Origin of the sequence: Lentzea albidocapillata subsp. violacea, assembly GCF_900100275.1 — a bacterium.
GTDB classification, from domain to species: domain Bacteria; phylum Actinomycetota; class Actinomycetes; order Mycobacteriales; family Pseudonocardiaceae; genus Lentzea; species Lentzea violacea.
The window spans coordinates 333,511-356,512 of the sequence record NZ_FNET01000004.1 but is presented as its reverse complement, the minus strand read 5'-3'; the positions used below and the strand labels follow the sequence as shown (position 1 = coordinate 356,512).

The 23,002-nt window shown below is 70.3% G+C and carries 17 protein-coding genes; 7 read left to right on the top strand and 10 right to left on the bottom strand.

Translation table 11 applies throughout. The features are described 5' to 3' along the window. Nucleotides 1–139 precede the first annotated feature (139 nt). On the bottom strand, nucleotides 140–571 hold the full coding sequence (locus tag BLR21_RS12090) for a hypothetical protein (protein WP_143027691.1): 432 nt from the start codon (nucleotides 569–571) through the stop codon (nucleotides 140–142). A gap of 28 nt (nucleotides 572–599) precedes the next feature. Beyond that, a complete protein-coding gene (locus BLR21_RS12085) occupies nucleotides 600–3,182 on the bottom strand; it encodes an FAD-binding and (Fe-S)-binding domain-containing protein (RefSeq protein ID WP_090005915.1) in 2,583 nt (860 codons plus the stop codon). Nucleotides 3,183–3,290: 108 nt separating this feature from the next. On the opposite strand from BLR21_RS12085, the gene fabG reads away from it, so the two are divergent. From fabG to BLR21_RS12070, 3 genes are read left to right on the top strand one after another with little or no spacing between them, the layout of a single operon-like run. Next, the gene (gene fabG / locus BLR21_RS12080) at nucleotides 3,291–3,995 is read left to right on the top strand and encodes a beta-ketoacyl-ACP reductase (RefSeq protein WP_090005914.1); all 705 of its coding nucleotides are present in this window, start codon (nucleotides 3,291–3,293) and stop codon (nucleotides 3,993–3,995) included. Between the two features lie 49 nt (nucleotides 3,996–4,044). Next, nucleotides 4,045–4,812 (top strand): enoyl-ACP reductase FabI, encoded by a 768-nt coding sequence (gene fabI / locus BLR21_RS12075; protein ID WP_030481837.1) that lies wholly within the window; start codon nucleotides 4,045–4,047, stop codon nucleotides 4,810–4,812. A gap of 52 nt (nucleotides 4,813–4,864) precedes the next feature. Beyond that, entirely contained in the window at nucleotides 4,865–5,890 is a 1,026-nt protein-coding gene (locus BLR21_RS12070) for a ferrochelatase (RefSeq protein WP_090005913.1), read from the top strand. On the opposite strand, the gene BLR21_RS12065 is transcribed toward BLR21_RS12070, so the two are convergent. The 4 genes from BLR21_RS12065 to BLR21_RS12050 form a co-directional block, all read right to left on the bottom strand. Beyond that, nucleotides 5,887–7,212 (bottom strand): extracellular solute-binding protein, encoded by a 1,326-nt coding sequence (locus tag BLR21_RS12065; RefSeq protein WP_090005912.1) that lies wholly within the window; start codon nucleotides 7,210–7,212, stop codon nucleotides 5,887–5,889. The genes BLR21_RS12070 and BLR21_RS12065 overlap by 4 nt on opposite strands. Continuing rightward, on the bottom strand, nucleotides 7,209–9,011 hold the full coding sequence (locus BLR21_RS12060; RefSeq protein ID WP_090005911.1) for a vWA domain-containing protein: 1,803 nt from the start codon (nucleotides 9,009–9,011) through the stop codon (nucleotides 7,209–7,211). The genes BLR21_RS12065 and BLR21_RS12060 overlap by 4 nt, the downstream gene beginning before the upstream one ends. Nucleotides 9,012–9,140: 129 nt before the next feature. Next, nucleotides 9,141–9,938 carry a hypothetical protein gene (locus tag BLR21_RS12055; RefSeq protein ID WP_090005910.1) on the bottom strand — a complete coding sequence of 266 codons (798 nt, stop codon included), beginning with the start codon at nucleotides 9,936–9,938 and terminating at the stop codon, nucleotides 9,141–9,143. 58 nt (nucleotides 9,939–9,996) lie between these two features. After that, entirely contained in the window at nucleotides 9,997–10,422 is a 426-nt protein-coding gene (locus tag BLR21_RS12050) for a protein Asterix (RefSeq protein WP_090005909.1), read from the bottom strand. Between the two features lie 284 nt (nucleotides 10,423–10,706). Between BLR21_RS12050 and BLR21_RS12045 the strand changes: the two genes are divergently transcribed. The 3 genes from BLR21_RS12045 to BLR21_RS12035 are packed head-to-tail and all read left to right on the top strand — an operon-like array spanning nucleotide 10,707 to nucleotide 14,370. Further along, on the top strand, nucleotides 10,707–12,098 hold the full coding sequence (locus BLR21_RS12045) for a sigma 54-interacting transcriptional regulator (RefSeq protein ID WP_256334643.1): 1,392 nt from the start codon (nucleotides 10,707–10,709) through the stop codon (nucleotides 12,096–12,098). Further along, nucleotides 12,095–14,023: a vWA domain-containing protein gene (locus BLR21_RS12040; RefSeq protein WP_090005907.1), complete on the top strand. Its 1,929-nt coding sequence runs from the start codon at nucleotides 12,095–12,097 to the stop codon at nucleotides 14,021–14,023. Before BLR21_RS12045 ends, BLR21_RS12040 begins: the two co-directional genes overlap by 4 nt. Further along, a complete protein-coding gene (locus BLR21_RS12035; protein WP_090005906.1) occupies nucleotides 14,023–14,370 on the top strand; it encodes a hypothetical protein in 348 nt (115 codons plus the stop codon). The genes BLR21_RS12040 and BLR21_RS12035 overlap by 1 nt, the downstream gene beginning before the upstream one ends. Here the strand turns inward: BLR21_RS12035 and BLR21_RS12030 are convergent. Beyond that, entirely contained in the window at nucleotides 14,358–14,894 is a 537-nt protein-coding gene (locus tag BLR21_RS12030; RefSeq protein ID WP_090005905.1) for a DUF4240 domain-containing protein, read from the bottom strand. The genes BLR21_RS12035 and BLR21_RS12030 overlap by 13 nt on opposite strands. 238 nt (nucleotides 14,895–15,132) lie before the next feature. Between BLR21_RS12030 and BLR21_RS12025 the strand changes: the two genes are divergently transcribed. Next, nucleotides 15,133–15,945 (top strand): SCO6745 family protein, encoded by an 813-nt coding sequence (locus BLR21_RS12025; RefSeq protein ID WP_090005904.1) that lies wholly within the window; start codon nucleotides 15,133–15,135, stop codon nucleotides 15,943–15,945. A 2-nt stretch (nucleotides 15,946–15,947) separates the two neighbouring features. Here the strand turns inward: BLR21_RS12025 and ctaD are convergent, their stop codons facing one another. The 3 genes from ctaD to BLR21_RS12010 are packed head-to-tail and all read right to left on the bottom strand — an operon-like array spanning nucleotide 15,948 to nucleotide 22,968. Continuing rightward, nucleotides 15,948–17,708 carry an aa3-type cytochrome oxidase subunit I gene (gene ctaD / locus BLR21_RS12020; protein ID WP_090005903.1) on the bottom strand — a complete coding sequence of 587 codons (1,761 nt, stop codon included), beginning with the start codon at nucleotides 17,706–17,708 and terminating at the stop codon, nucleotides 15,948–15,950. A 38-nt stretch (nucleotides 17,709–17,746) separates the two neighbouring features. Then, nucleotides 17,747–19,072, bottom strand: a complete 1,326-nt coding sequence (locus tag BLR21_RS12015) for an esterase/lipase family protein (RefSeq protein WP_090005902.1) — start codon at nucleotides 19,070–19,072, stop codon at nucleotides 17,747–17,749. Beyond that, complete coding sequence (locus BLR21_RS12010) at nucleotides 19,072–22,968, bottom strand: caspase family protein (RefSeq protein ID WP_090005901.1); 3,897 nt, start codon at nucleotides 22,966–22,968, stop codon at nucleotides 19,072–19,074. The genes BLR21_RS12015 and BLR21_RS12010 overlap by 1 nt, the downstream gene beginning before the upstream one ends. Nucleotides 22,969–23,002: the final 34 nt, after the last annotated feature.

Here is a 23,002-nt window from a genome sequence, read left to right as displayed (position 1 = left end):
GCCCCAGAAGGTCGTTTCCGGGGTGTGTCGACGCGCCTAAGTGAGTGTAAAGAAGGTTCCGCTCAGGTTGTGACGGCTGTGGTGCCGTCGAAAGCCACGCGGAGGGCGGTCGTGCGGCGACCGCCCTCCGCCTTCCGTCCTAGCAGCGCAGGTCGGTGAAGGCGTTCTCCCAGTAGCCGCTCTCGACCGACTGGATCGAGCCCTTGGCGGCCGTGCAGACGCTCAGCGTGTTCGCGCCGGACGACCACACCTCGCGCTGGCCCTTCGAGCCGCTGACCTGGTCGCGGGCCGCCTGGCCGTCCTTGGTCCACACTCCCGTGTACACGTAGAAGTCGCGCTTGTGCGACGAGAGCCACGAGTCCCAGACGTAGGTGTAGGCCCAGTTCTTGTTGCAGCCCTTGAACTGCTTGACCGACGCGATGGTGGCCGAGCCGAGCTTGATGTAGCTCGTCGAACCGATCTGCGTCACACCACTGGTGCACTTCGGGTTGTACTCGGCCTGCGCCGTGCCCGTGAACATCACGGCGACGGCGGCGGCCGCCAGCACAGCGGCGCCAATCCTCTTCAGCATGAGCACCACGGTGGATCCAACCGGTTAATCAGCGGTTAATCACACCCAGGCGGGCCGCCAGCGCGCTGGCCAGGTGGACCGGTTCGCGTTCGGTGGTGTGGCGGATCTGCGTGCGGCAGCTGAAGCCGTCCGCGATCACCAGCGCGTCCTCGTTGTCCCGCAACGCCGGCAGGAGATCCTGCTCGGCGCACGCGATCGAGACGTCGTAGTGGCCCTGTTCGAAACCGAAGTTGCCGGCCAGGCCGCAGCAGCCCTCGACGACCTTCGGCCGAAGACCCGCCCTGGCCATCGCCTCGCGGTCCGAGTCGAAGCCGAGTTCCGCGTACTGGTGGCAGTGGGTCTGCACGACGGCCTCGCGGGTGCCCTCCACCTCGGGCAGCATCGGCGCGACGTGCTCAGCGAACGTCCTGGTGGCACGCGCAAGCGCTTGTACGGCGGGTTCGTCGGACAGCTTCGGTGCCTCCACGCGGAGGAACGCCGTGCAGCTCGGTTCCAGGCCGATCACCGGAACGCCCCGGCTCGTCCACGGCAGCAGCGCCCGCGCGGTGCGTTCGACCACCCGGCGCGCCTTGCCGAGCTGGCCGGTCGAGTGCCAGGTCAGTCCACAACAGACGTTCGCGGACGGCACCTCGACGTGGTTTCCCAGATGTGCCAGCACGTTCGCGGCGTCGAGGCCGATGCCGGGCTCGAAGAAGTTCGTGAACGTGTCGGGGAACAGCAGCACCGGATCGCCCTTGCCGAGCGGATGCAGTTGCCGGACCAGCGGAGTGGTCTGGCGCGGCAGCTCGCGTTCGGGCGTGATGCCCGCGAACCGGCCGAGACGCGCTGTGAACCTGTTGACCAGGCCGTACTTCAGCCACGTCGGCAGCCATCCCATGGCGTAGTGCGCACGCGGCCTGATCCGGCCCTTGTAGTGCTCGTGCAGGAACTCGGCCTTGTAGCTCGCCATGTCGACGTCGACCGGGCAGTCGCGCTTGCAGCCCTTGCATCCCAGGCAGAGGTCCAGCGCCTCGGCGACCTCGGCCGAGCGCCAGCCGTCCTTGATCACGTCGCCGTTGAGCATCTCGAACAGCAGGTGCGCGCGGCCCCGCGTGGAGTGCTTCTCCTCCTTGGTGACGCGGTAGCTCGGGCACATCACGCCGCCCTTGGTGTTCAGGCACTTGCCGACGCCGACGCACCTGCGCGTGTCGCTCGCGAACTCCGCACGGGTCGGGATCCTCGGTGGTGCGACGAGGACCCGCAGGTCGTCGTCGAGCTTCAGCGGCTCCACGATCCGGCCGGGGTTGAGCAGGTTCCGCGGGTCGAACGCGCGCTTGAACTCCCCGAACGCCCTGATCGCTGCGGGCGGGTACATCCGGCCGAGCAGCTCGGACCGCGCCTGCCCGTCGCCGTGCTCGCCCGACAGGCTGCCGCCGTGGCTGACGACCAGGTCGGCCGCGTCCTGCAGGAACTCGCGGTACCCGTGGGCCAGGTCGAAGTCGATGCGGACGTGCAGGCACCCCTCGCCGTAGTGGCCGTAGGTGATGCCGCGCCGCCCGTACCTGGTCAGCAGCTGGTCGAACTCGCGCAGGTAGGTGCCGAGCCGCTCCGGAGGGACGGCCGCGTCCTCCCAGCCCGACCACGCCTCGCTGCCGTCGGCCATGCGGGTGGCGAGCCCGGCGCCGTCCTCGCGGATCCGCCACAGCGCACGCTGGTGCACCGGGTCGTGGATGATCATCGAGTTCCTGGTGAGCCGGGCGACCCGCTCGGGGTGGTCCTCGACCTCGACGAACAGCCAGCTGCGGCCTTCCGGCAGGTCGGGGCGGGTCCGGACGCTGTGCACCAGCGCCTCGTTCAGGCCTTCGATCGCGAGCGCGTCCTCGATCTGGGTGACCTGGTCGGCGGCTTCGTAGGTGTCCGCGAACCCGAGCACGACCAGGACGCGGCGTTCCGGCCTGCGCTCCAGCTTCAGTTCCGCGCCCAGCAGCACGACACAGGTGCCCTCGGTGCCGACCAGTTGCCGCGTCAGCGTCGGGGCGTCCAGCGCGTACCCGCTGACGCGACGGCTGAGCTGCGGAAACCACGCCGGGTCGGGAGCGGGCAAGGCCAGCTCGGGCGGGTTCGTGGTGTCGAACGTGCGGCCATCGGCGGTGAGGACGCTCAGGTTCGTGACGTTCTCGCTCGTCTTGCCCCACTTCACCGAGTGCGCGCCGCACGCGTTGTTGCCGATCATTCCGCCGATCGTGCAACGCGAGTGGGTCGACGGATCCGGGCCGAACAGGTAGTCGCCGGCCTGAGCGTTGATCTTGTCAAGCACCGCTCCCGGCTGGACCAGCGCCCGGTCGCCGGAGATCTCGAACGCGGTCAGGTACCGGCTGAAGTCGATCACCAGGCCGGTGCCGCACGCGTTGCCCGCGATGGACGTTCCCGCGCCCCGGCTGGTGATCGGCACGCCGTGCTCCGCCGCGATCGCGACGGCCGTCACCACGGCGTCCGTCGTGCGTGGACGGACGACCACCCGCGGCACGTGCCGGTAGTTCGACGCGTCCGCCGAGTACAGGGCCCGGCTCGCCGGGTCGTCGAGGACGTCACCGTCCACCTGGCGCCGGAGCTGATCGAGGAAGGCCCGCATCACCCGATCATGCCCGGATGGATGTGACATGGCTCCGCCGATGCCGGACTACCTGCCGGTAGCCGATAACCTCACCCGGTCAACCAGCAGCGATCGCAGGGAGAGCTAGTGAGTCGGTCCGTTCTGGTCACCGGAGGCAACCGCGGCATCGGCCTCGCGATCGCGCAGGCGTTCGCGGCGCAGGGCGACAAGGTCGCGGTGACGCACCGCGGGTCCGGCGCTCCCGAAGGTCTGCTCGGCGTGAAGTGCGACGTGACGAACTCGGAGGAGATCGACGCCGCGTTCACCGAGGTCGAAGCCGCGCACGGTCCCGTCGAGGTGCTCGTCTGCAACGCGGGCATGACGCAGGACACCCTGCTGCTGCGCATGAGCGAGGAGCAGTTCACCCAGGTCGTCGACGCGAACCTGACCGGCGCGTTCCGCTTCGCCCAGCGCGCCTCCCGCGGCATGCTGCGCAAGAAGTTCGGCCGCATCGTCTTCATCTCGTCCGTCGTGGGCCTGACCGGTGGCGCCGGCCAGGTGAACTACGCCGCCTCCAAGGCCGGCATGGTCGGCATGGCGCGCTCGATCGCGCTGGAGCTCGGCTCGCGCAACATCACCGCGAACGTCATCGCCCCCGGCTTCATCACCACGGACATGACCGCGGAGCTGCCCGAGGCCGTCCGCGAGGCAGCGCTCAAGCAGATCCCGGCCGGCCGTTACGGTGCGGCCGACGAGATCGCGCGCGCCGTCACGTTCCTCGCGGCGACCGAGTCGGGCTACATCAACGGTGCCGTGCTGCCGGTCGACGGCGGCCTCGGCATGGGCCACTGACTTTCTCGAACCACGGCTGGTTTCCCGTACTGCGAAAGGGTTGGATCAAGTGACCGGACTGCTCGAAGGCAAGCGACTGCTGATCACGGGTGTGATCACCGACGCGTCGATCGCCTTCCACGTCGCACGCGTCGCCCAGGAGCAGGGCGCCGAGGTCGTGCTGACCGGGTTCGGCCGGATGAGCCTCGTGACGCGCATCGCGCAGCGTCTGCCCAAGCCCGCGCCGGTCGTCGAGCTCGACGTGCAGAACCAGGAGCACCTCGACACGCTGGCCGACCGGGTGCGTGAGCACGTCGACGGTCTCGACGGCGTCGTGCACGCCATCGGCTTCGCCCCGCAGAGCTGCCTCGGCGCCCCGTTCATGGACGCGCCGTGGGAGGACGTCTCCGTCGCGATGCACGTCTCCGCGTACTCGTACAAGGCGCTCGTGCAGGCCACCCGCCCGTTGCTGTCGCACGGCTCGTCGGTCGTCGGCCTCGACTTCGACGCCCGCCAGGCGTGGCCCGCCTACAACTGGATGGGCGCGGCGAAGGCGGCGTTCGAGTCGATCAACCGCTACATGGCGCGCGACCTCGGCCCGGACGGTATCCGCGTGAACCTGATCTCCGCCGGCCCGGTGCGCACCATGGCCGCGAAGTCCATCCCCGGCTTCGGCGAGCTGGAGAAGATGTGGGGCGAGAAGGCTCCGCTGAGCTGGGACGTCGACGACCCCACGCCGGTCGCGAAGTCCGTCTGCGGCCTGCTCTCCGACTGGTTCCCGGCCACCACGGGCTCGATGGTGTTCGTCGACGGCGGCGTGCACTTCCTCGGTCTCTGAGGTCACATCGGCTCGTCGTGTGGGGCGCTGGGGCGTCTGATTGGATGGAGCGGTGAGTTTCGATGCGCTGCTCTGGCTGTCGTTCGGCGGCCCGGAAGGTCCTGAGGACGTCCGCCCCTTCCTCGAGAACGTGGTTCGCGGACGTGGCGTGCCGCCGGAGCGGCTGGACGAGGTCGAGGCCCACTACCAGCACTTCGGCGGCGTCTCGCCGATCAACCGCCTGAACCTCGAAGCCATCGACGCCGTACGGGCCCGTGGCTTCGAGCTGCCGATCTACTTCGGCAACCGCAACTGGCACCCGATGGCCGAGGCCGCGGTCGCGCAGATGAAGGCCGACGGCGTGCGCAGGGCGTTGGTGTTCCCGACGAGCGCGTACGGCGGCTACTCCGCGTGCCGGCAGTACGACGAGGACATCGTGCGCGCGCTGCAGGCCGTGCCCGACGGCCCCGAACTCGTGAAGCTGCGCCAGTTCTTCGACCACCCGCTCTTCATCTCCGCGTTCGCCGACGGAGTGCGCGCCGCGGCCGCGACCCTGTCCGGCCCGTACCGCCTGGTGTTCACCGCGCACTCGGTGCCGGTGTCCGCCGACAAGGCCGCCGGACCGCCCGCGGAAGGCGGCTATCGCTACTCGCGCCAGATCGTCGAAGCCTCCCGGCTCGTGGCCGCGGAACTGGGCATCACCGAGTACGACGTCGTGTGGCAGTCGCGGTCCGGCCCGCCGCAGATCCCGTGGCTCGAGCCGGACGTCGTCGACCACATCGACGCCCTGCACACCAAGGGGGTCACCGGGATCGTGGTGTGCCCGATCGGGTTCGTGTCCGACCACCTCGAAGTGGTGTGGGACCTCGACACCGAGGCCCGCGACCGCGCTCTGGAGCTCGGGATGGAGTTCGCCCGCGCCGCCACACCGAACGGGGATCCGCGTTTCGCCGAGCTCGTGACCGAGCTGGTCGCCGAGCACACTTCCGGGGCTCCGGTGCGGAAGTTGTCGTCGTTCGTGGTGGCGGGATGCACGGTGAACGGTGCGCCTTGTGCGCCGTTGTGCTGTGAACCGGCCAAGAGGCCTGCGCGCGCTTAGCGTCCCTGTAAGGCTGCTGTCAGCGACTCCTCGGCGTTGCCGGGAAGGGCACCGTCGTGGTCGAGGGCATAACGGACGATGGTGCGGAACTCGTCGCTGAAGCGTGAGTAGTACGGCGTGACCGGGCGCAACCGGGCGTCCTCGATCGCCTTGAGCAGCGTGCGGGCGTAGGGGTGCTCGGTGGCGACCCGGCTGTCCTGGTAGACGATGCCGCGGGTGGCGGCGAGGCCTCCTCGTTCGAAGAGGAGCTGCTGGCTGCGGGGGCCGGTGAGGAACTCGATGAGCGCCTGAGCGGCGCGTGGTTTGGTGGACTTCGCGGAGATGGCGAGGTTCTGGCCGCCGAGCACGCTCGGGCCGGGCAGCTGCGCCACCTCGAAGTCGATGCCGGGACGGCCCGCGGACTCGCCCCGGTTGCCCTGCAGGGTGCGGTGGGCCACGGGCCAGTTGCGCATGAACGCGATCTTGCCGTCGCGGAACGCCTGGGTGGTGAGCTCCTCGCTCTGCGTGCGGGATTCGGGCAGCACCACGGGCTGCTCGCCCTTGAGGCCGTCGGCGAGCCAGCGCAGGGCGCGGCGGGTGCGGTCGGAGTCGATCACGACCTGGCCGGTGTCGTCGACCACGTCGCCCTTCTCCGCCCAGATCAGTTCCAGGGCGTTCACGGTGAGGCCCTCGTAGTCGAGGAACTGGCCCGCGTAGCCGGCGGTCAGGCGGGCGTCCTGCGCTGCCCGCAGCGCGCGGGTGGAGGTGTCGGCGATGTCGTCGAGGCCGAGCGGTTCGTCCCGCACGAGGTCCTTGCGGTAGAAGAGCAGACCCGCGTCCGTGTTGAACGGCAGCGCCCACAGCACGCCCTGGTAGCGGCAGCTCTCCAGCGGACGGCGCAGGAACCCGCTGGTGTCCACACCGGACAGTGGACGCAGGTAGCCCGACTGGGCGAACTCCGCGGTCCAGGTGACGTCCAGGTTGTAGACGTCCGCGTTCTCGGCCTTCTCCCTGGCCCGCGCGACCATCTCGCTGCGCTGGCCGTCCGCCTCCGTCGGCAGCTCGACGATCTCCGCGGGCTGTTCGGGGTGCTCGGAGTTCCACTGGTTGATCAACGCGCGCCGCTGGCCGCCGTCGCTCTGGTCGCGGCCGCTGAGCACGACGAGCTTGCCCTTCTCCCACTCGGTGGACTCGCGGAAAAGCGGCTGGATGCCGCTGGTGAACAGGATCGTCAGCACGATGCCGACGGCCAAACCCATCGCGAGCCACGACCGGTTCGCCCACACCACGCCGGGCGGGCCCAGCCTCGGCAGTGCCGCCCACGTGCGCCGCAACCACCTCATCCGGCACCTCCCCACACCCGGCGGAACAGCGCCGCCAGGTCGTCGCCGAGCGTGTCCGTGGTCGAGTCGCGGCACTCACCGCCGGCCGCGTCCGTGATCGAGGTCAGCGCGTGCGCCGCACAGCTGGCCTCGCCGACGGCGACCACGAACACCCTGATCCCCTTCTGCCGCACCGCGTTCACCACGTCCTGCCGGGTCTGCGCGCTCGTCGTGTCCTCGCCGTCGGTCAACGCGATCACCGCGCTCACGTGGTCCGCGTCGTCGGCGCCGACCCGGTCGAGGCTGTCGAGGATCGCCTGGTACAGCGGCGTGCCACCGGAGGGCTGCACCCCGTTCAACGCGGAGGCCGTGGCCTCCTTGTCACGTCTGCCGAGCGAAATGAGCGGCCGGACCTCGTTGTTGTTGAACACCGACAGGCCGTACGTGTCCCGGACACCCATCTGCGTGAGCGCCTTGCGGACACCGTCGACCGCCACGGCGAACCGCTTCTCCCCGGTGGCCGTCGGCTCGGCCATCGACCCGGACGCGTCGAGCGTGAGCCAGACCCGGCCATCTCTCTTGGCCTGCTCGTACTTCTTGAAGAACGCGGTCTGGGCCTCCTCGCCGGGCGCCGCCTCGGCCCGGTCGAGCGCCAGACCGGCCCGCACCCCGAACTCCTCGCGGAACTCGGCTCCCGCGGCCTGCCGGGCGGGACGCAGGCCGGCGGCGTTGAGCGCCGTCATGCCCTCCTGCGTGCCGAGCCAGGCCTGGAACGCCTTCGACGGCGTGCGGGCGGCGAGGTTCGACACGCCCTGCGCGTCCCACTCGACGAGGTTCAGCGGGTAGTCGGCGCGGTAGGTGTCCGACGGGTACAGCGCGGTGAGGCACGGCTTCCGCGCACAGCTGGTCTTGTTGTGCCGCAACAGGACCTGCTCGGTCGTGATCATCGCGGCACCCGGCTGCGGCCGGTCGGCCTCCGTGACCCGGCGCTCGACGACGGCCGGCTCGAGCGTCTCGTACAACGCCGCGGTGGCGAGCCTGCCGTCGATCGCCGTCAGCGGGTTCGGTCTGCCGATCCCGGTCCCGGTGCTGCCGACCTTGGTCAGCAGGTCGCCCCACCTCTCCGGAGAGCCGGACACGACGTCCTGCGCGATCGGTGCGGGCACCGCGAGCACGACGGGCGAGAACGCGACCGAGTCGCCCGGCGTGATGCGCACCGCCGAGCCGATGCCGCCGGTGCGGCGCACCACCTCGTTCGTCTCCGTGGTCGAGTCCGGTAACCACACGTCCGGATGCGGCCCGATCTCCCGCAGGTCCTGCGACGACCACGAGGACCGCAGCGCGATCGCACCCCTGTTGCCCGGCGCCGAGAACACGTAGAGCCGCGCTGTGCGGCACCCGTGGTTCTCCGCCGCCGTGTGCTGCTCGAACTTGCGCGCGACCTCCTTGATCGCGGGCGCCGCGTCCTGCGACGTCAGGACCCGCACCTCGGTCGGTTGAGGACAGCCGAGCAGCAGCACCCGGCCGTACGCGACCACCGGCGGCGCCGCGACCGCCACCAGCCCCGCCGCGGCCACCAGCACGGCCGTGAACACCGCCCAGCGCAACCGGATGCGTTTGACCAGCTGGTTCAACCTGTCGATCGCGGACGCGGACAGCACGAGGAGCGTGGCGCCGATGCCGTAGAGCACCCACGACTGCCAGGTCGCGAGCGCTCCCGTGGCCGTCTCGGACAGCAGGTGCCCGGCGACCGCGGTCAGCATGAGGGCGCCCGCGTACCTGGGCGCTGTGCTCGACCGGCGCTGGTCGACGTCCTCCATTCGGCGTCCTCCCCACCGGCACCATATGCGGGAGCACCGACGCTTCCGGGGGAGTTGCCCGCTCAGGCGGGGTTGCGGAGGGAGAACCACTCGTTTGGGCCAGTGGCCGTCCGAACACCTGGACGAATGTCAGTGCCGGCCCGCGCCGCTGTCCGCCAGGACACGCACGGCCTCGTCGACCGCCGCGCACCGTGCGCGGCGCACGGCTTCGGAGACCGGGCGCAGTGCCTCGGTGCGAGCGGTCATGGCCGACGCCGACAGCGCGCCACCGGGGGCGTCGGAACTGGCCACGGACACGATCGCGGCCACCTCGGCGGCCCGTTGCAGCACCCGCAGCGCTCGCGGTGGCATCGCGTCCGGCCACGGCAGCGTGGAGTTCTCGGCCGCGAGGTCGGCGATCTCCTTGCGGACGTTCGGGCGATGCTTGGCCACGTCCAGCGTCGCCAGGGCCGCCGTCGCCTCGCGCAGTGCCGCGCCCAGGCCGTGCTCGGCCTCGCCGATCGGGATGTGTTCGAGGCCGTTGGACGACGGCAGGTCGAACACCGTCCAGCGCATCACGCCGTCGGCCACGATCTTCGGCACGAGCCCGATGTGCACGGACGGCACCACAAGAGCCTCACCGGAACGCAGCGCGCACGTCGAGAGGGGGCCCTTGCCACCGAGGCCCCGCACATCGCCCGGTACCGGTAGCACCAGCCGGGCGGAGGTGGCGCCCGCGCGCCGCAGGGCGGCCAGCAGCAGGGCGGGGCCCACGGGGGCCTCGTCGGGACCGGGGAGGTCGAGCGCCGTGGCGGTGCCGTCGTCGTCGGCCACCACCTCGTGCTGCTCGGCCCACGTGTGCAGGGCGTCGAGGACGTCGTCGGCGGCGGCTAGACCGTGCAGCCAGCCCGACGTCCACACGACCAGCGTGGCACTTGCACAGGACACCCGACGAGATTACGTGGCCCGGCCCCGGCAGCCCCACCCGGTGTGCCCGATCCGAGACCTACTTGGCCGGGCCGATGTGCTCCTCGAGCAGCGACCGGAACGACGTCAGGTCCTCATCGGACGCGAAGGCCCGGTGCGGCACGGACAGCGACGCCGCGCCCTCGTCCAGCGTCTCCAGCACGAAGCCCCGCCGCGTCTCGGTCCACGCCGGCAGTTCCTCCCAGACGATCTCCTCGCGCACCGCGTTGCCCACGGCCATCCGGAACGACCGCGCGTCGGCGCTGCCCGTCACGGTCTGGCTGATCATCTCGTCGGACGTGAAGCGCCACCACACCGCGACCGGCTCCATGAAACCGATGACCAGCGCGCACACCAGACCGAAGAGCGCCACGAACAGCGTGTCCTCGAAACCCAGCAGCAGTACCAGGGAGAACACCGCGAGCACGAGCGCGAACCACGGCGCCCACTTGAACATCGGCACCATCGCCCGCAGGCTGGCCCGCCAGTCCGCGGGTGACGGGGCCCATCTGAAATCGACACAGTTGCTCATAACGCCTCGCATTGTGCTGCACGATGACCGCATGCATCTGGGGGATGACGAAAAGGGATCCGTCGCGCGCCGGACCGTCCTGAAGCACCAGGGCCGCGCCAACGGCGCCTGACAACTGGGCCAATTCGCTCATGGAGAACAGGCGCACGGTGCCGAGACGTGCGTGCTGGAGTCGCTCCACGTCGACGGGTCAGGTTCGGGCACGTAGCGTCGTCCGCGTGACCCAGAACCTGGCCCGCACGGCGGGCGAACTGCGCGCCGCCGGGCACCTGCCGCGCGGCGTCAAGACCGAGATCAGGGAGAACCTCCTCGCGGCCCTGCGCGAAGGACGCAACCCGTGGCCGGGCATCGTCGGTTTCGACCGCACGGTGCTCCCGCAGCTCGAACGCGCGCTGCTCGCCGGCCACGACGTCGTCCTGCTCGGCGAGCGCGGACAGGGCAAGACCCGCCTGCTGCGCAGCCTGGTCTCGTTGCTCGACGAGTGGACGCCCGTCATCGAGGGCTCCGAGCTGGGCGAACACCCGCTCGACCCGATCACGCCGGAGTCGAGGAGACGCGCCGCCGAACTCGGCGACGACCTGCCGGTGGCGTGGCGGCACCGCGACGAGCGCTACGCGGAGAAGCTCGCGACGCCCGACACGTCCGTCGGTGACCTGGTCGGCGACGTCGACCCGGTGAAGGTGGCCGAAGGCCGGTCGCTCGGCGACCCGGAGACCATCCACTACGGCATGCTGCCGCGGGCCCACCGCGGCATCATCGCCATCAACGAGCTTCCTGACCTGGCCGAACGCATCCAGGTGTCGCTGCTCAACGTCATGGAGGAGCGCGACATCCAGGTCCGCGGCTACACGCTGCGGCTGCCGCTGGACGTGCTGCTCGTGGCGACCGCGAACCCCGAGGACTACACGAACCGCGGCCGCATCATCACGCCGCTGAAGGACCGCTTCGGCGCCGAGGTGCGCACGCACTACCCGCTGGAGATCGAGGCCGAGGTCGACCTGGTCCGCCAGGAGGCCGGCCTGGTCGCCGAGGTGGGCGACCACCTGCTGGAGATCATCGCCCGGTTCGTCCGGCACCTGCGCGAGTCGTCGTCGATCGACCAGCGCTCCGGTGTCTCGGCCCGGTTCGCGGTCGCGGCGGCGGAAACCGTCGCGGCGTCGGCACTGCGCCGGTCCGCGCTGATCGGCGAGACGCCGGCGATCGCCCGTCCGGTAGACCTGGAGTCGGTGCCGGACGTGCTGCGCGGCAAGCTCGAGTTCGAGGCGGGGGAGGAGGGCCGCGAGGACGAGGTGCTGGTCCACCTGCTGCGCCGCTCCATCGCCGACACCGCGCGGGCCCGCCTGGCGGGGCTGAACCTGCGCGCGCTGGCCGAGGTCGTCTCGGACGGCCACCCCGTCGCGACCGGCGACCGTGTGCACGCCGGTGACCTGCTGGCCGCGTTGCCGGAGCTGCCGATCCTGCACGAGGTCGCGGCACGGCTGGGCGCGGGCCCCAAGGACCCGGTCGGCCGCATCGCCTCTGCCGTGGAACTGGCCCTGGAATCGCTGTACCTGACGCGCAACCTGTCGAAGGACAACTCCTCCGACGACGACCGATCGGTGTACGGATGAGATATCGCTACGGTCGCTGGGGCGGCGGCGCCGATCCGCTGGCGCCCCCGGTCGACCTCCGCGCGGCCGTGGACGAACTCGGCCGCGAGATCATGGAGGGCGCCTCACCGTCGTCCGCCCTGCGCGAACTGCTGCGCCGCGGCGTCGACGGCACCCGTGGCCTCGACGACCTGACCTCGCGCCTGTGGCAGCGCCGTGCGGCGATCCAGCGCCGGCACCGCCTGGACGGCACGCTGACCGAGGTCAAGCAGCTGCTCGACAAGGCGGTCGAGGCCGAGCGCCGCGCGCTGTTCCCGGACCCGTCCGACGACGCGCGCTTCCGCGAGGCCCAGCTCGACGCCCTGCCGCCGGGCACCGCCGCGGCCGTGCAGGAGCTCGCTTCCTACGACTGGCGTTCCGCCGAGGCGCGCGAGGCGTTCGAACAGATCCGCGACCTGCTCGGCCGCGAACTGCTGGACCAGCGCTTCCAGGGCATCAAGGAAGCACTGTCCAACGTGGACTCGGAGGACGTGCGCCGGATCCAGCGCATGCTGCGAGACCTCAACTCACTGCTGGAGGCGCACGCGTCGGGCTCGCCGGACACGCCGCGCATGTTCGACGACTTCATGCGCAAGCACGGCGAGTTCTTCCCGGAGAAGCCCCGCGACGTCGACGAGCTCATCGACGCCCTGGCCGCCCGTTCGGCCGCCGCGCAACGCATGATGAACTCGATGACCGAGGCCCAGCGCGCCGAACTGTCCGCGCTGTCCCAGCAGGCCTTCGGCGGCATCGGCTCCTCTCTGTCCACACTGGACTCCCTGTTGCAACGCCTGCGACCGGGCGAGGACTGGACGTCGTCCGCCCGCTTCCGCGGCCAGGACCCGCTGGGCCTGGGCGAGGGCGCGCAGGCGATGGCGGACCTCGCCGAGCTCGACGCCCTGGCCGAGCAGCTCTCCCAGTCGTATCCGGGCGCACGCCTGGAGGACATCGACCTGGAGGCGCTGGAACGCCAGCTGGGCGAGTCGGCCACGGTGGACGCCCGCCGCCTCGCCGAGCTGGAAAAGGCACTGCGCTCGCAGAACATCGTGGAACGCGCGCCCGACGGTTCGCTGAAGCTGACGCCGAAAGCGTTGCGGCGCCTCGGCGAAACGGCTCTGCGCGGCGTCGTGGACCAGCTGCGCTCGTCGCAGGGCTCACGCGAGACCACCTCGGCCGGCGCCGCTGGCGAGTTGATCGGCTCGACCCGCCCGTGGCAGTTCGGCGACACCGAACCCTGGGACGTACCAAGAACCCTCCGCAACTCCGTGCTGCGCTCCGGCACGATGTCCCTGGACGTCGTGGACCTCGAAGTGTCCGAGACCGAACACCGCACCCGTGCGGCCGTCGCGTTGTGTGTGGACACCTCCTGGTCGATGGTGCAGGACGGCCGTTGGGTGCCGATGAAACGCACGGCTCTCGCCCTGCATCACCTCGTGCGCACCCGTTTCCGGACGGATGCCCTTCAGCTGGTGACGTTCGGGCGCTACGCCGAGGCAGTGGACATCGGACAGCTGACGGCTTTGGAGGGCGTGTGGGAGCAGGGCACGAACCTGCACCACGCTTTGCTGCTGGCCGGGCGCCATGTCCGTCGCCATCCCGATGCGCAGCCCGTGGTGCTGGTCGTGACCGACGGCGAACCCACCGCACACCTCGAACCCGAGGGCGACGCGGAGTTCAACTACCCGCCGCTGCCCCGGACGCTGGCCAAGACCCTGAACGAGGTCGACGCGCTGGCCAGGCTCGGGGCGACGATCTCGGTGTTCAAGCTGGGCGACGATCCGCGGTTGGCCGCCTTCGTCGACATCGTGGCCCGGCGGGGTGGCGGGCGCGTCGTCTCGGCGGACGAGGAAGGCCTCGGGGCGGCCGTGGTCAGCGACTATCTGAGGTCGCGCCGGCGGCGGCGGTGATGCGTCGGTACCTCCTCGCGGTCGTGCTGAGCGGCGTGCCGTCCACCGTGCACGCGCTGGTGACGGGCGACGACGTGCTGCGTGCGACTCGGGCTGCCGGGTCGCTGGTCGGCGGTGGGGTGCGTGAGGGCGTGGTGGTGCACCTCGCCGTGTCGGCGTTCTGGATGTTCGTGCTGACGCGGCTTCGAGTGCGGGGTGCCGTGGCGGGTGCCGTGGCCGGGTCGCTGATCGCCGCCCTCGACCTGGAGGTCGTCGGGCGGCACAACGCGCAGATCCGCGCTCTGCCCCGCGTTCCGCAGTGGCTGGACCACGTGGCGTTCGGCGTGCTCGTCGGTCAGAGGTCGTAGAGCGCGGCCAGGCGGGGCAGGCGGGTGGCCAGTTCGGCGCTGTCGTCGAAGTCGAAGTCCCACTCCGGGTCGAGGGCCGGGTAGCGGATGCGGAAGGCGTCCTGCGGCAGCTGCATGCCCGTCGCCTTGATGTGGGCGTTCCAGGCGATCGAGAGGGCGTCCTCGCACTCGAACTCGTCGCCGGACTCGGCGGCTGCCACGACCGCCGGTAAGGCAGCCAGCGAGTCGGGGTCGGCGAGGGTGGCCGTGTAGATCTCCTCGCCCTGGGTCAGCAGCCAGCCGCGGAAGTAGTCGAAGGCGTCGTCCGAGCAGCCGCCGTTGATCAGGTAGGCCGCGCCCCACAGCGGGTTCCGGTACGACGCCGTCAGCAGCTCCCACAGGACCTGCTGGGCCGCGACGATCTCGGCGGGCGGCCGGTCGGCGAGCAGGGTGGTGGCCGCAGCCGCGACGGCATGGCCGTCGGACGGGTCGGAGACGCTCGCGCGGGCGTCGGCGATGAGCTTCCAGAAGGTGTTCGGGTCCACATCTCGGAGCTTGGCAGAGGGGTCTGACAATTTTTGGCGCCTGACTTACGAGCCGCGACGTTCGAGTGGCGCGACCCGGACCGTTGGCGAGGTAATCCACGCTCAGCAGGGCACCTCGCGGCGCCGCCCCCACGCCCCCGTACCACCAGTACGAGGACGTGGGGGCGACACCACGATGCACCCGTCTGACCGCGAATCCCCCCGGCAACGGTCCGGGCCACACCACTAGGTTGTAGACATGATCAGGACTTTGTTTCGTTCGCTCGAGGCCGTGCACGCGATGATCTACTTCGCCCCCGAGGCCGACGCGCGGTACGCGGGCGCCGGGCTCGACCGGCCCGGCGGGTACTTCGCGTCACGGGCGGCGGCGCTGGGGGCGGTCGGGGCCGAGGTCGTGATCGCGACGTTCTACAACTTCAACCCCGCGATCGTGCGGGCGCGCATCCCGCAGGCCTGGGAGAAGGTGTCGCCGCAGCGCATGCTCGAGCTGCGGTGGGAGGCGGCGGACGAGGCGTTGGCCAAGGTCCTGCCGGACGACCTCAAGGAGATCAACGAGCTGGCGAGGCGGGCCGCCGAGCGGTCCAGGGAGATGCCGCACGGCCGCACGTTGTTCGCCGCGAACGCCGCCCTGGCGTGGCCGGACGAGCCCCGCCTGCAGCTGTTCCACGCCCAGACGCTGCTGCGCGAGTTCCGCGGCGACGGGCACCTCGCGGCCCTGCTCCGGCACAACGTCACCGGCATCGAGGCGCTCGTCCTGCACGCCGCGACGGGTGACATTCCGGCCGAAACGCTGCGCAAGACGCGTGCGTGGTCCGAAGAGCAGTGGGCGGCGACGCTGGAGGACCTGCGCAAGCGCGGGCTCGTCGGCGAAGACCAGCTGCTCACGGAGGAGGGACGCGCGCTGCGGCAGGGCATCGAGGATGACACGGACCACATGGCCGCGCCGGCCTACGACGTCCTGTCCGACCAGGAGAAGCAGCGGTTCGTCGAGCTGGCCTCGCCGCTGAGCAAGGCCGTCCTCGAAGCCGGAATGGTCCCCGGCCGCCGCTAGCCCTAGTCGGTGCCGTCCCGTTCGGTCGACGCGAGCGTCTTCTCGGTGACCTCGTCCTTGCTCACCCGGTGCTTGCCGGGATGGGTCAGCGAGAAGTGCGCCTCGTCGCGCATCCGCTCCACCATGTGCGGGTAGTGCAGCTCGAACGCCGGACGCTCCGAGCGGATCCGCGGCAGCTCCTTGAAGTTGTGCCGCGGCGGGGGTGAGGTCGTGGCCCATTCCAGCGAGTTGCCGTAGCCCCACGGGTCGTCCTGCGGGGCCGGGTCGCCGTAGCGGTAGGAGCGGAAGACGTTCCACACGAACGGGAGCACGGACGCGCCGAGCAGGAACGCGCCGATCGTGGAGAGCGTGTTGAGGAACGTGAAGCCGTCGGTGGGCAGGTAGTCGGCGTAGCGGCGCGGCATGCCCTCGTTGCCCAGCCAGTGCTGCACGAGGAACGTGCCGTGGAAGCCGAAGAACGTCGTCCAGAAGTGCAGCTTGCCCAGCGGCTCGTTCAGCATCCGGCCGGTCATCTTCGGGAACCAGAAGTAGAGGCCCGCGTACGTGGCGAACACGATCGTGCCGAACAGCACGTAGTGGAAGTGCGCCACCACGAAGTACGTGTCGGACACGTGGAAGTCGACGGCCGGCGAGGCCAGCAGGATGCCGGTCAGGCCACCGAAGAGGAACGTCACGAGGAAGCCGATCGAGAACAGCATCGGCGTCTCGAACGTCAGCTGCCCCTTCCACATCGTGCCGATCCAGTTGAAGAACTTGATGCCCGTCGGCACCGCGATCAGGAACGTCATCAGCGCGAAGAACGGCAGCAGCACCGCACCCGTGGCGTACATGTGGTGCGCCCACACGGCCACGGACAGCATCGCGATCGCGAGAGTCGCGAACACCAGGCCCTTGTAGCCGAACAACGGTTTGCGGCTGAACACGGGGAAGATCTCCGTCACGATCCCGAAGAACGGCAACGCGACGATGTACACCTCGGGATGGCCGAAGAACCAGAACAGGTGCTGCCACAGGACCACGCCGCCGTTGGCCGGGTCGAACACGTGCGCCCCGAGGTGCCGGTCCGCCGCCAGACCCATCAGAGCCGCGGTCAGGATCGGGAACGCCAGCAGGATCAGCACGGACGTCACCAGGATGTTCCAGGTGAAGATCGGCATCCGGAACATCGTCATGCCCGGCGCCCGCAGGCACACGACGGTGGTGATCATGTTGACCGCGCCGAGGATCGTGCCCAGACCGGACACCGCCAGACCCATGATCCACAGGTCCGCGCCGACACCCGGCGAGTGCATCGCCGACGACAGCGGGGTGTAGGCGAACCAGCCGAAGTCCGCCGCGCCGCCCGGTGTCACGAAGCCCGCGACCACGGTGGTGCCGCCGAACAGGAAGAGCCAGTACGAGAAGGCGTTCAGGCGCGGGAACGCGACGTCGGGCGAGCCGATCTGCAGCGGCAGGACGAAGTTCGCGAACCCGAACAGGATCGGCGTCGCGTACAGCAGCAGCATGATCGTGCCGTGCATGGTGAACAGCTGGTTGTACTGCTCGTTCGACAGGAACTGCAGCCCCGGCCGCGCCAGTTCGCCGCGCATCAGCAGCGCCATCACGCCGCCGATCATGAAGAACGCGAACGACGTGGTCAGGTACATGATCCCGATCTGCTTGGGATCTGTCGTCTTGAACAGCTGGAGGAAGTACGAGCCCTTCGGCCGTGCTCGTGCCGCCCCCGGATGGGGCACTACGGGCGTTGGCTTGATCGTGGTCATCGCGCCTCCTCCGTGCCAGAGGTAAATCGTCCTCCCGGTCAGACCGAGGGGCAATCCACGACGAGCACCGCACTGGTCACCGGGACCACCGGAGCGCCCACGGAAATGCCGCTGACCTGCACGTAGTAGGCGCCGGGGGCCAATTCACCGAATTTGATCGACATCCTCTCGGAGATCGCCGGACTCCGCGATTCGACCTGTTTGCCGTTCTCGTCGAGCAACGCCACCTTCAGCGCCCGCGCCGGCGTGTCCTTCAGTTCGACGATGACCTCCAGTTCCTCCCCGGTCAGCGCCAGGTCCGGCACGCTGACCTGCGGTTCGGTCGAGGTCACGTTGCGCGGGACGATGGGTTTCGCGGTCAGGAACGACTCCACGGCGTCCAGCACGGCGGCGTTGTCCTGCAACGACGTGTGCTGCTCCGTCACACGGTGCAGCGTGTTCGAGTCCAATGCCAGGCCACGGCGTGCGGCACCGAGCATCGGCACGGTCGAGTCCCCGTACAGGTCGTCGCCCTCATACGTCCGATAGCAGGTGACTTTGCCGTCGGCGATCCGAGCGGTGGTGGCAGTCGGCTGCTTACCGCCGAGGATCGCGTACGTCTTGTCGGCGAACGAGTCGGTCAACGAGCCGTGGAACGCCATCGCGTCCGTGACCATCTTCGTGTCGAGCTCGGGCAACGACACCTCAGTGGTCTTGAGGAGGCCACCGGCGGACTCGATGCACGCGTACTCGGGCAGCAGCTGGTGCAGCGACGGCATCGACCGCGCGAACTCCGTCAGGTCGATCGCCAGCGGCCCGAGTTCCTTGCGCACGCCGTTGACCAGCTGGTCCAGGGCGGCGGCCGCCCCGCGATAGGGCGTGCCCATCGTGATCAGCTTCGCGGTCCGCTCGGCCATCCCGCACTGCTCGATGCACCACCGCGCGACGAGCCCGCCCATCGAGTGGCACACGAAGCTCACCTTGGCGTCCGGCCCGATCCGGTCCAGCGCCTCGTCCACCCGCCGGGCCAGCAACGCGCCGTTGTAGCGGTTCGACAGCCGCCAGTCATAGGCGAAGAGCAGCAGGTTTCCCTTCTCGACGGTGTAGCCGAGCGAGTTCATCCGCCTGGTCACCCGGTCGTAGCCCTTCAACGGCGTCCAGATGCCCGGGATGACGTGCAGGTCCGCCATCAGCCCGACGGGCTCGACGCCGTCACCGGGGTGCTCGTCGCCGATGCCGTCCGGGAGCTTGAGCTTCTTCAGGCTGCGGCCGAGCGTCAGCACCGCGCGCAACGCGGCCTTGCCCGACACCTCCCAGACCATGCCGTCCTCGTTGCGCAGCGTGCTACCGAGAATTCCGGGTAGAACCACCACCAGATCGGTCATCAGGACTCCTCGGCGAGCTTGCGGATGAGGGAGAGCAACGCGAAGTTCGCGGGCACCAGGTAGGTCAGCTCGTGGATCCACGCCAGCCGTTCACCAGGCGCGGGCAACGCCAGCCGCGAGTCGCCGGCCCGAGCGCGCGCGACCACCTTGTACAGCGCTGCCAACGCGTTCGGCTCCAACGCCGTCACGGCCTGGGTGAGCGCTTGAGGTGACGCACCAGAGGCGAGCCCACGCAGAACGCCGGTCACGCGCGCAGGGTCTTCCATGGCGTCCAGCACGAGGTCGAGCACATCGGCGTCCTCGTCCGCCAGCAGCAGCAACGCGTGCACGGGCCGGTTGTCGCGGACGTTCTTCAGCACTTCCTTGTCCAGCAACTCCTCCCGGCGCGTATCGAACAGTTCGCGCCGGCGTGCGGGCGTGGCGTCCACGAACTCGTCCGCGAGACTCGCGAGCAGCCACGGCCGATAGGCGAGCACGACGCCCTGCTGCTGTGCGTTCACCCGGCGTGCCTGGATGACCTGCGCCTCGATCAGGCTCGTCCCGTACAACGCCTCCGTGACGGCGACGTCCGCGTCCGTGGACAACAACTCGGGGTGCCGGAGCAGGATGTCCTGCTCCTCCAGGTACGAGCGCGCGAACACCCACGAGCGGGCGGTCCGCAGCAGCGTCCGGTCCACCGACAGCCAGTCCGGCGTGGTGTCCCACGGCCACGGACCGGAGTCGTAGTGGCGGCGGGCGATGTCGTGCACGTCGTGGATCGCCTGCCGCGACTGGCCGACGTGCGTGAGTGCCTGGCACAGCCACTTCGCCGCCGCCGGATCACCGGCCTTCGTGGCCGCCGCCCGCAGCATCAGCAGGGTGGCGAGGTGCGGGCCGGCGAACCGCGCGGTCACCCGTTCCCAGGTCTCGTCGACGATCTCGGGCTGCTTCAGGCCCGCGCAGAGCGTGTCGAGCGTGAACAACGCCGCCGCCAGCGTCGACAGCCTGTCGATGTTCTCCGGCAGCAGGCACACCTCGACGGTCCGCAGACCGGTGGCCAGGGCCTCGCGGGGCTTGTCCGCGTCACGCTGGCGGCGCATCAGGTTGTGCAGGGCCTGGGCGTGGATCCGCAGGCCGTCGGCGAGGTCGGCGGCCTGCCGGGCGACGTTCAGGGCCGCGTCCGTGCGGCCGACCATGCTGTACGCGACGCTCAGGCTCAGCGCCGCGTCGGCGAGCTGGGGACGGAACGCGGCGTGCCGGCCGAGCGTGCCGCTGATGTCCGCGGCCTGCTGCGTCATGACGGCGGCGTCGGACAGCCTGCCCAGCGCCAGGTAGTCGCGGCTCAGTTCGACCAGGGCGCTGACCAGGTCCGCGAGGAACACCGGATTCGTCTGCGCGAGCGAGTAGTACAGCTCGACGGCCTGCTTCGACCGTTGCATCGCCTCATAGCGCAGACCGGAGTCGCTGCACCGTGCGGCGAGACACGTGATCGCGCGCGCAAGCGGTGCGTCGGTCTCCACGGCCGCAACGGCGTCACGAGCCGTGGACAGTGCCTCCTGCCTGCGCCCCAGCATCGCGTAGACCTCGCTCAGGTCCACCAGCGCGCCACTGAGATGGGCCGCGTACGTCGGGTCGTCGCCGCCCTGCGTCGTCGTCTTCGCGATGCGTTGCGCAAGCCGTTTGTGCGTAAGGCTTTCCGCCGTCGTCGGAGTCGACGCCACCAGCTCGCGGTACCGCACGGCAGCCTCTTCAGCGGGCGCCACGGCCTGCTGCAGCCGTCCGGCCTCGCGGAACCGGCGGCCCAGCTTGTTCAGCACGAAAGCCAAGTCCGCCAGGTACATCCGCAGCGTCGGCACCAGCGCGCGGAAGTGCTCGGCGGCCTCTTCGAGAGGCGGGATGGCCTCGTCGCCGCGACCCCAGTGCATCAGCTCGTTCGCCGCCGTCGTGGCCGCGAGTGCGATGTCCGGCAACAACATCCGGTTCATCCCCGCGAGCGCGCGCAACCCGTCCAACGCCCGCGTGCCCGCGTGCCCGCAGTGCCGCCAGGCGTACTTCCACAGGTAGCCCGGCACGTTCGGCGGGACCCCGGCGTCCATCCGTTGCCGGTACAGCTCGATCAGCGCGCAGGCCACCTTCTCCGCGTCCGGCGCGAACACCTCGTCCCGGCTCGGCGCGAACGGTGGCCGCAGGTGGTCGGCGAACGTCTGGTGCGTCAGCTTGAAGACCGCCGTGCCCTCTTCACCGTCCTGCACGACGTGACGGCCCAGTTCGGTGAGCACGGCGGTGATGTCGTCACGGGTGAACTCCTCGCCCGACAACGCCTGCGCGACAGCCCTCCACTCGGCCTCGGGGAATCCCGCGCCGTAGCTCCACGTCAGCGCCGTCAGCAGCGCACGAGCCGAGGGCACCTTCGCGAGCTCACGGTCGAACGCCGCGTGCAACGAGAGCTTCAGATCGGCGCCGCCGTCGGCCAGCACCTGGTCGGTGATCATCCACGCGGTCAGGAACGGCAGCTTCGCCAGCTCATCCACAGTGGACTGCGCCGCCCCAGGCCCCAGCCGCGCCACGACGTACTCGCGGACGTCGGACTCGCTGTCCGCGTCGTCCAGGTCCAGCATCTCGACCGGCGACAGCTCGGTCAGCAGGGGAGCACCACCCGCGACCCGGTGCGCCTGCCGCGTCGAGACGATCACGACCGCGTAGCTCGCGAGCTTGGTCAGCAGCGAGGTGGCGATCGCGAACGACTCGCCGCGCGCCTCGTCCAGACCGTCGACCACCAGCACCGGCGGCGAGGCCAGCGCGCTGACCACACCGACCAGTTCGGCGGCGCCCCGGCGTGGGCCGTCGGGGGCGGGGACCAGGCCCGCGGCGACGAGCTGGCGGCTGAGCAGGTCGGCCACCCGGTCGGCGTCCATCGCACGGGCGTGCACGGCCGCGTCGACCGAGCCGGGGCCGGGGTCGGCGTGCCGGAACGACGGCCCGGTGCTCAGCAGCAGGTCGCGTTCGGCCGGATTGGACAGGCTGACGACCCGGCCGACGATCGCGGACTTGCCGGTGCCCGGCGACCCGGTGACCACCCGCAGGCCGGCCGACTCCGACTTCACCCAGCTCACGACCTTGTCGACCTGGGCGGTGCGGCCGGTGAACCACGAACGGCCGGACGTGGAGTCGCCACCGCGTGCCGCCAGCAGGAGGTGCTTCACGACCGTGTTCGCGGCGTAGAGAGGGTTCGGCAGCATCGGCTGCGCGGACCCGTACTGCATGAAGCGCGGCCGTTGGACGTCGCTGTCCCACGCGTTCAGCAACGCCGTGCCGACCGCGCCACCGTCGACCAACGCGATCCGGTCGCTCCACCGCCGTGCGTCCTCATCGGCCGTGGGACCGGCACGCAGCAGCTTGCGGAGCTGCCCGCCGAACAGGCCGTCGCGGGCCGTCTCGACGCTCGAACACGACACCAGCACGCCTGCCCAGTGCACCTGGCCCGCCAGCAGTTCCTCCTGGAGGGCGGCGACCGTGCGGACGGCCTCGTCGAGCTGGGCGCCGGAGTAGCAGGCGTCGATGATGATGAGCACCTGGTGGGCGCCCGACGCGGCGCACCACAGCGCGAACTCGTGCAGCATGACGCCGTCGACCACGCCGTCGTTGTCCCTGGCCAGGAGCCTGAGGTTGCCCGCGACGGGGATCGCGTGCCCGCTCCACAACGCCACCAGCGCGCCGCCGTCCTGCGGCTGCTGGCGCAGCGCCTTCATGTGCGCGCGGATCTCGGCCTCGGTCGGGTCCGCGAGCGGGTCGCCCTCGTAGCCCTTGAGCAGCGCACGCAGCTCCCGCACGTCGCTCACGGCGTGCTGCAGCGGCTGCACCAGCTCGTAGGAGCCGACGCCGATGCCGACGAACCTGCCTCTGACCCTCTCCTGCATGCGTCACTACCCCCTGCCCGGAGGTCGTTCTGCG

Excerpts from the sequence above, each read along its gene's own strand:
- BLR21_RS12090 (WP_143027691.1), bottom strand. The coding sequence starts at position 571 with ATGCTGAAGAGGATTGGCGCCGCTGTGCTGGCGGCCGCCGCCGTCGCC.
- BLR21_RS12025 (WP_090005904.1), top strand. The coding sequence starts at position 15,133 with ATGATCAGGACTTTGTTTCGTTCGCTCGAGGCCGTGCACGCGATGATC.
- ctaD (WP_090005903.1), bottom strand. The coding sequence starts at position 17,708 with ATGACCACGATCAAGCCAACGCCCGTAGTGCCCCATCCGGGGGCGGCA.
- BLR21_RS12010 (WP_090005901.1), bottom strand. The coding sequence starts at position 22,968 with ATGCAGGAGAGGGTCAGAGGCAGGTTCGTCGGCATCGGCGTCGGCTCC.
- BLR21_RS12015 (WP_090005902.1), bottom strand. The coding sequence starts at position 19,072 with ATGACCGATCTGGTGGTGGTTCTACCCGGAATTCTCGGTAGCACGCTG.
- BLR21_RS12040 (WP_090005907.1), top strand. The coding sequence starts at position 12,095 with ATGAGATATCGCTACGGTCGCTGGGGCGGCGGCGCCGATCCGCTGGCG.
- BLR21_RS12050 (WP_090005909.1), bottom strand. The coding sequence starts at position 10,422 with ATGGTGCCGATGTTCAAGTGGGCGCCGTGGTTCGCGCTCGTGCTCGCG.
- BLR21_RS12035 (WP_090005906.1), top strand. The coding sequence starts at position 14,023 with ATGCGTCGGTACCTCCTCGCGGTCGTGCTGAGCGGCGTGCCGTCCACC.
- BLR21_RS12060 (WP_090005911.1), bottom strand. The coding sequence starts at position 9,011 with ATGGAGGACGTCGACCAGCGCCGGTCGAGCACAGCGCCCAGGTACGCG.
- BLR21_RS12065 (WP_090005912.1), bottom strand. The coding sequence starts at position 7,212 with ATGAGGTGGTTGCGGCGCACGTGGGCGGCACTGCCGAGGCTGGGCCCG.
- BLR21_RS12085 (WP_090005915.1), bottom strand. The coding sequence starts at position 3,182 with ATGCGGGCCTTCCTCGATCAGCTCCGGCGCCAGGTGGACGGTGACGTC.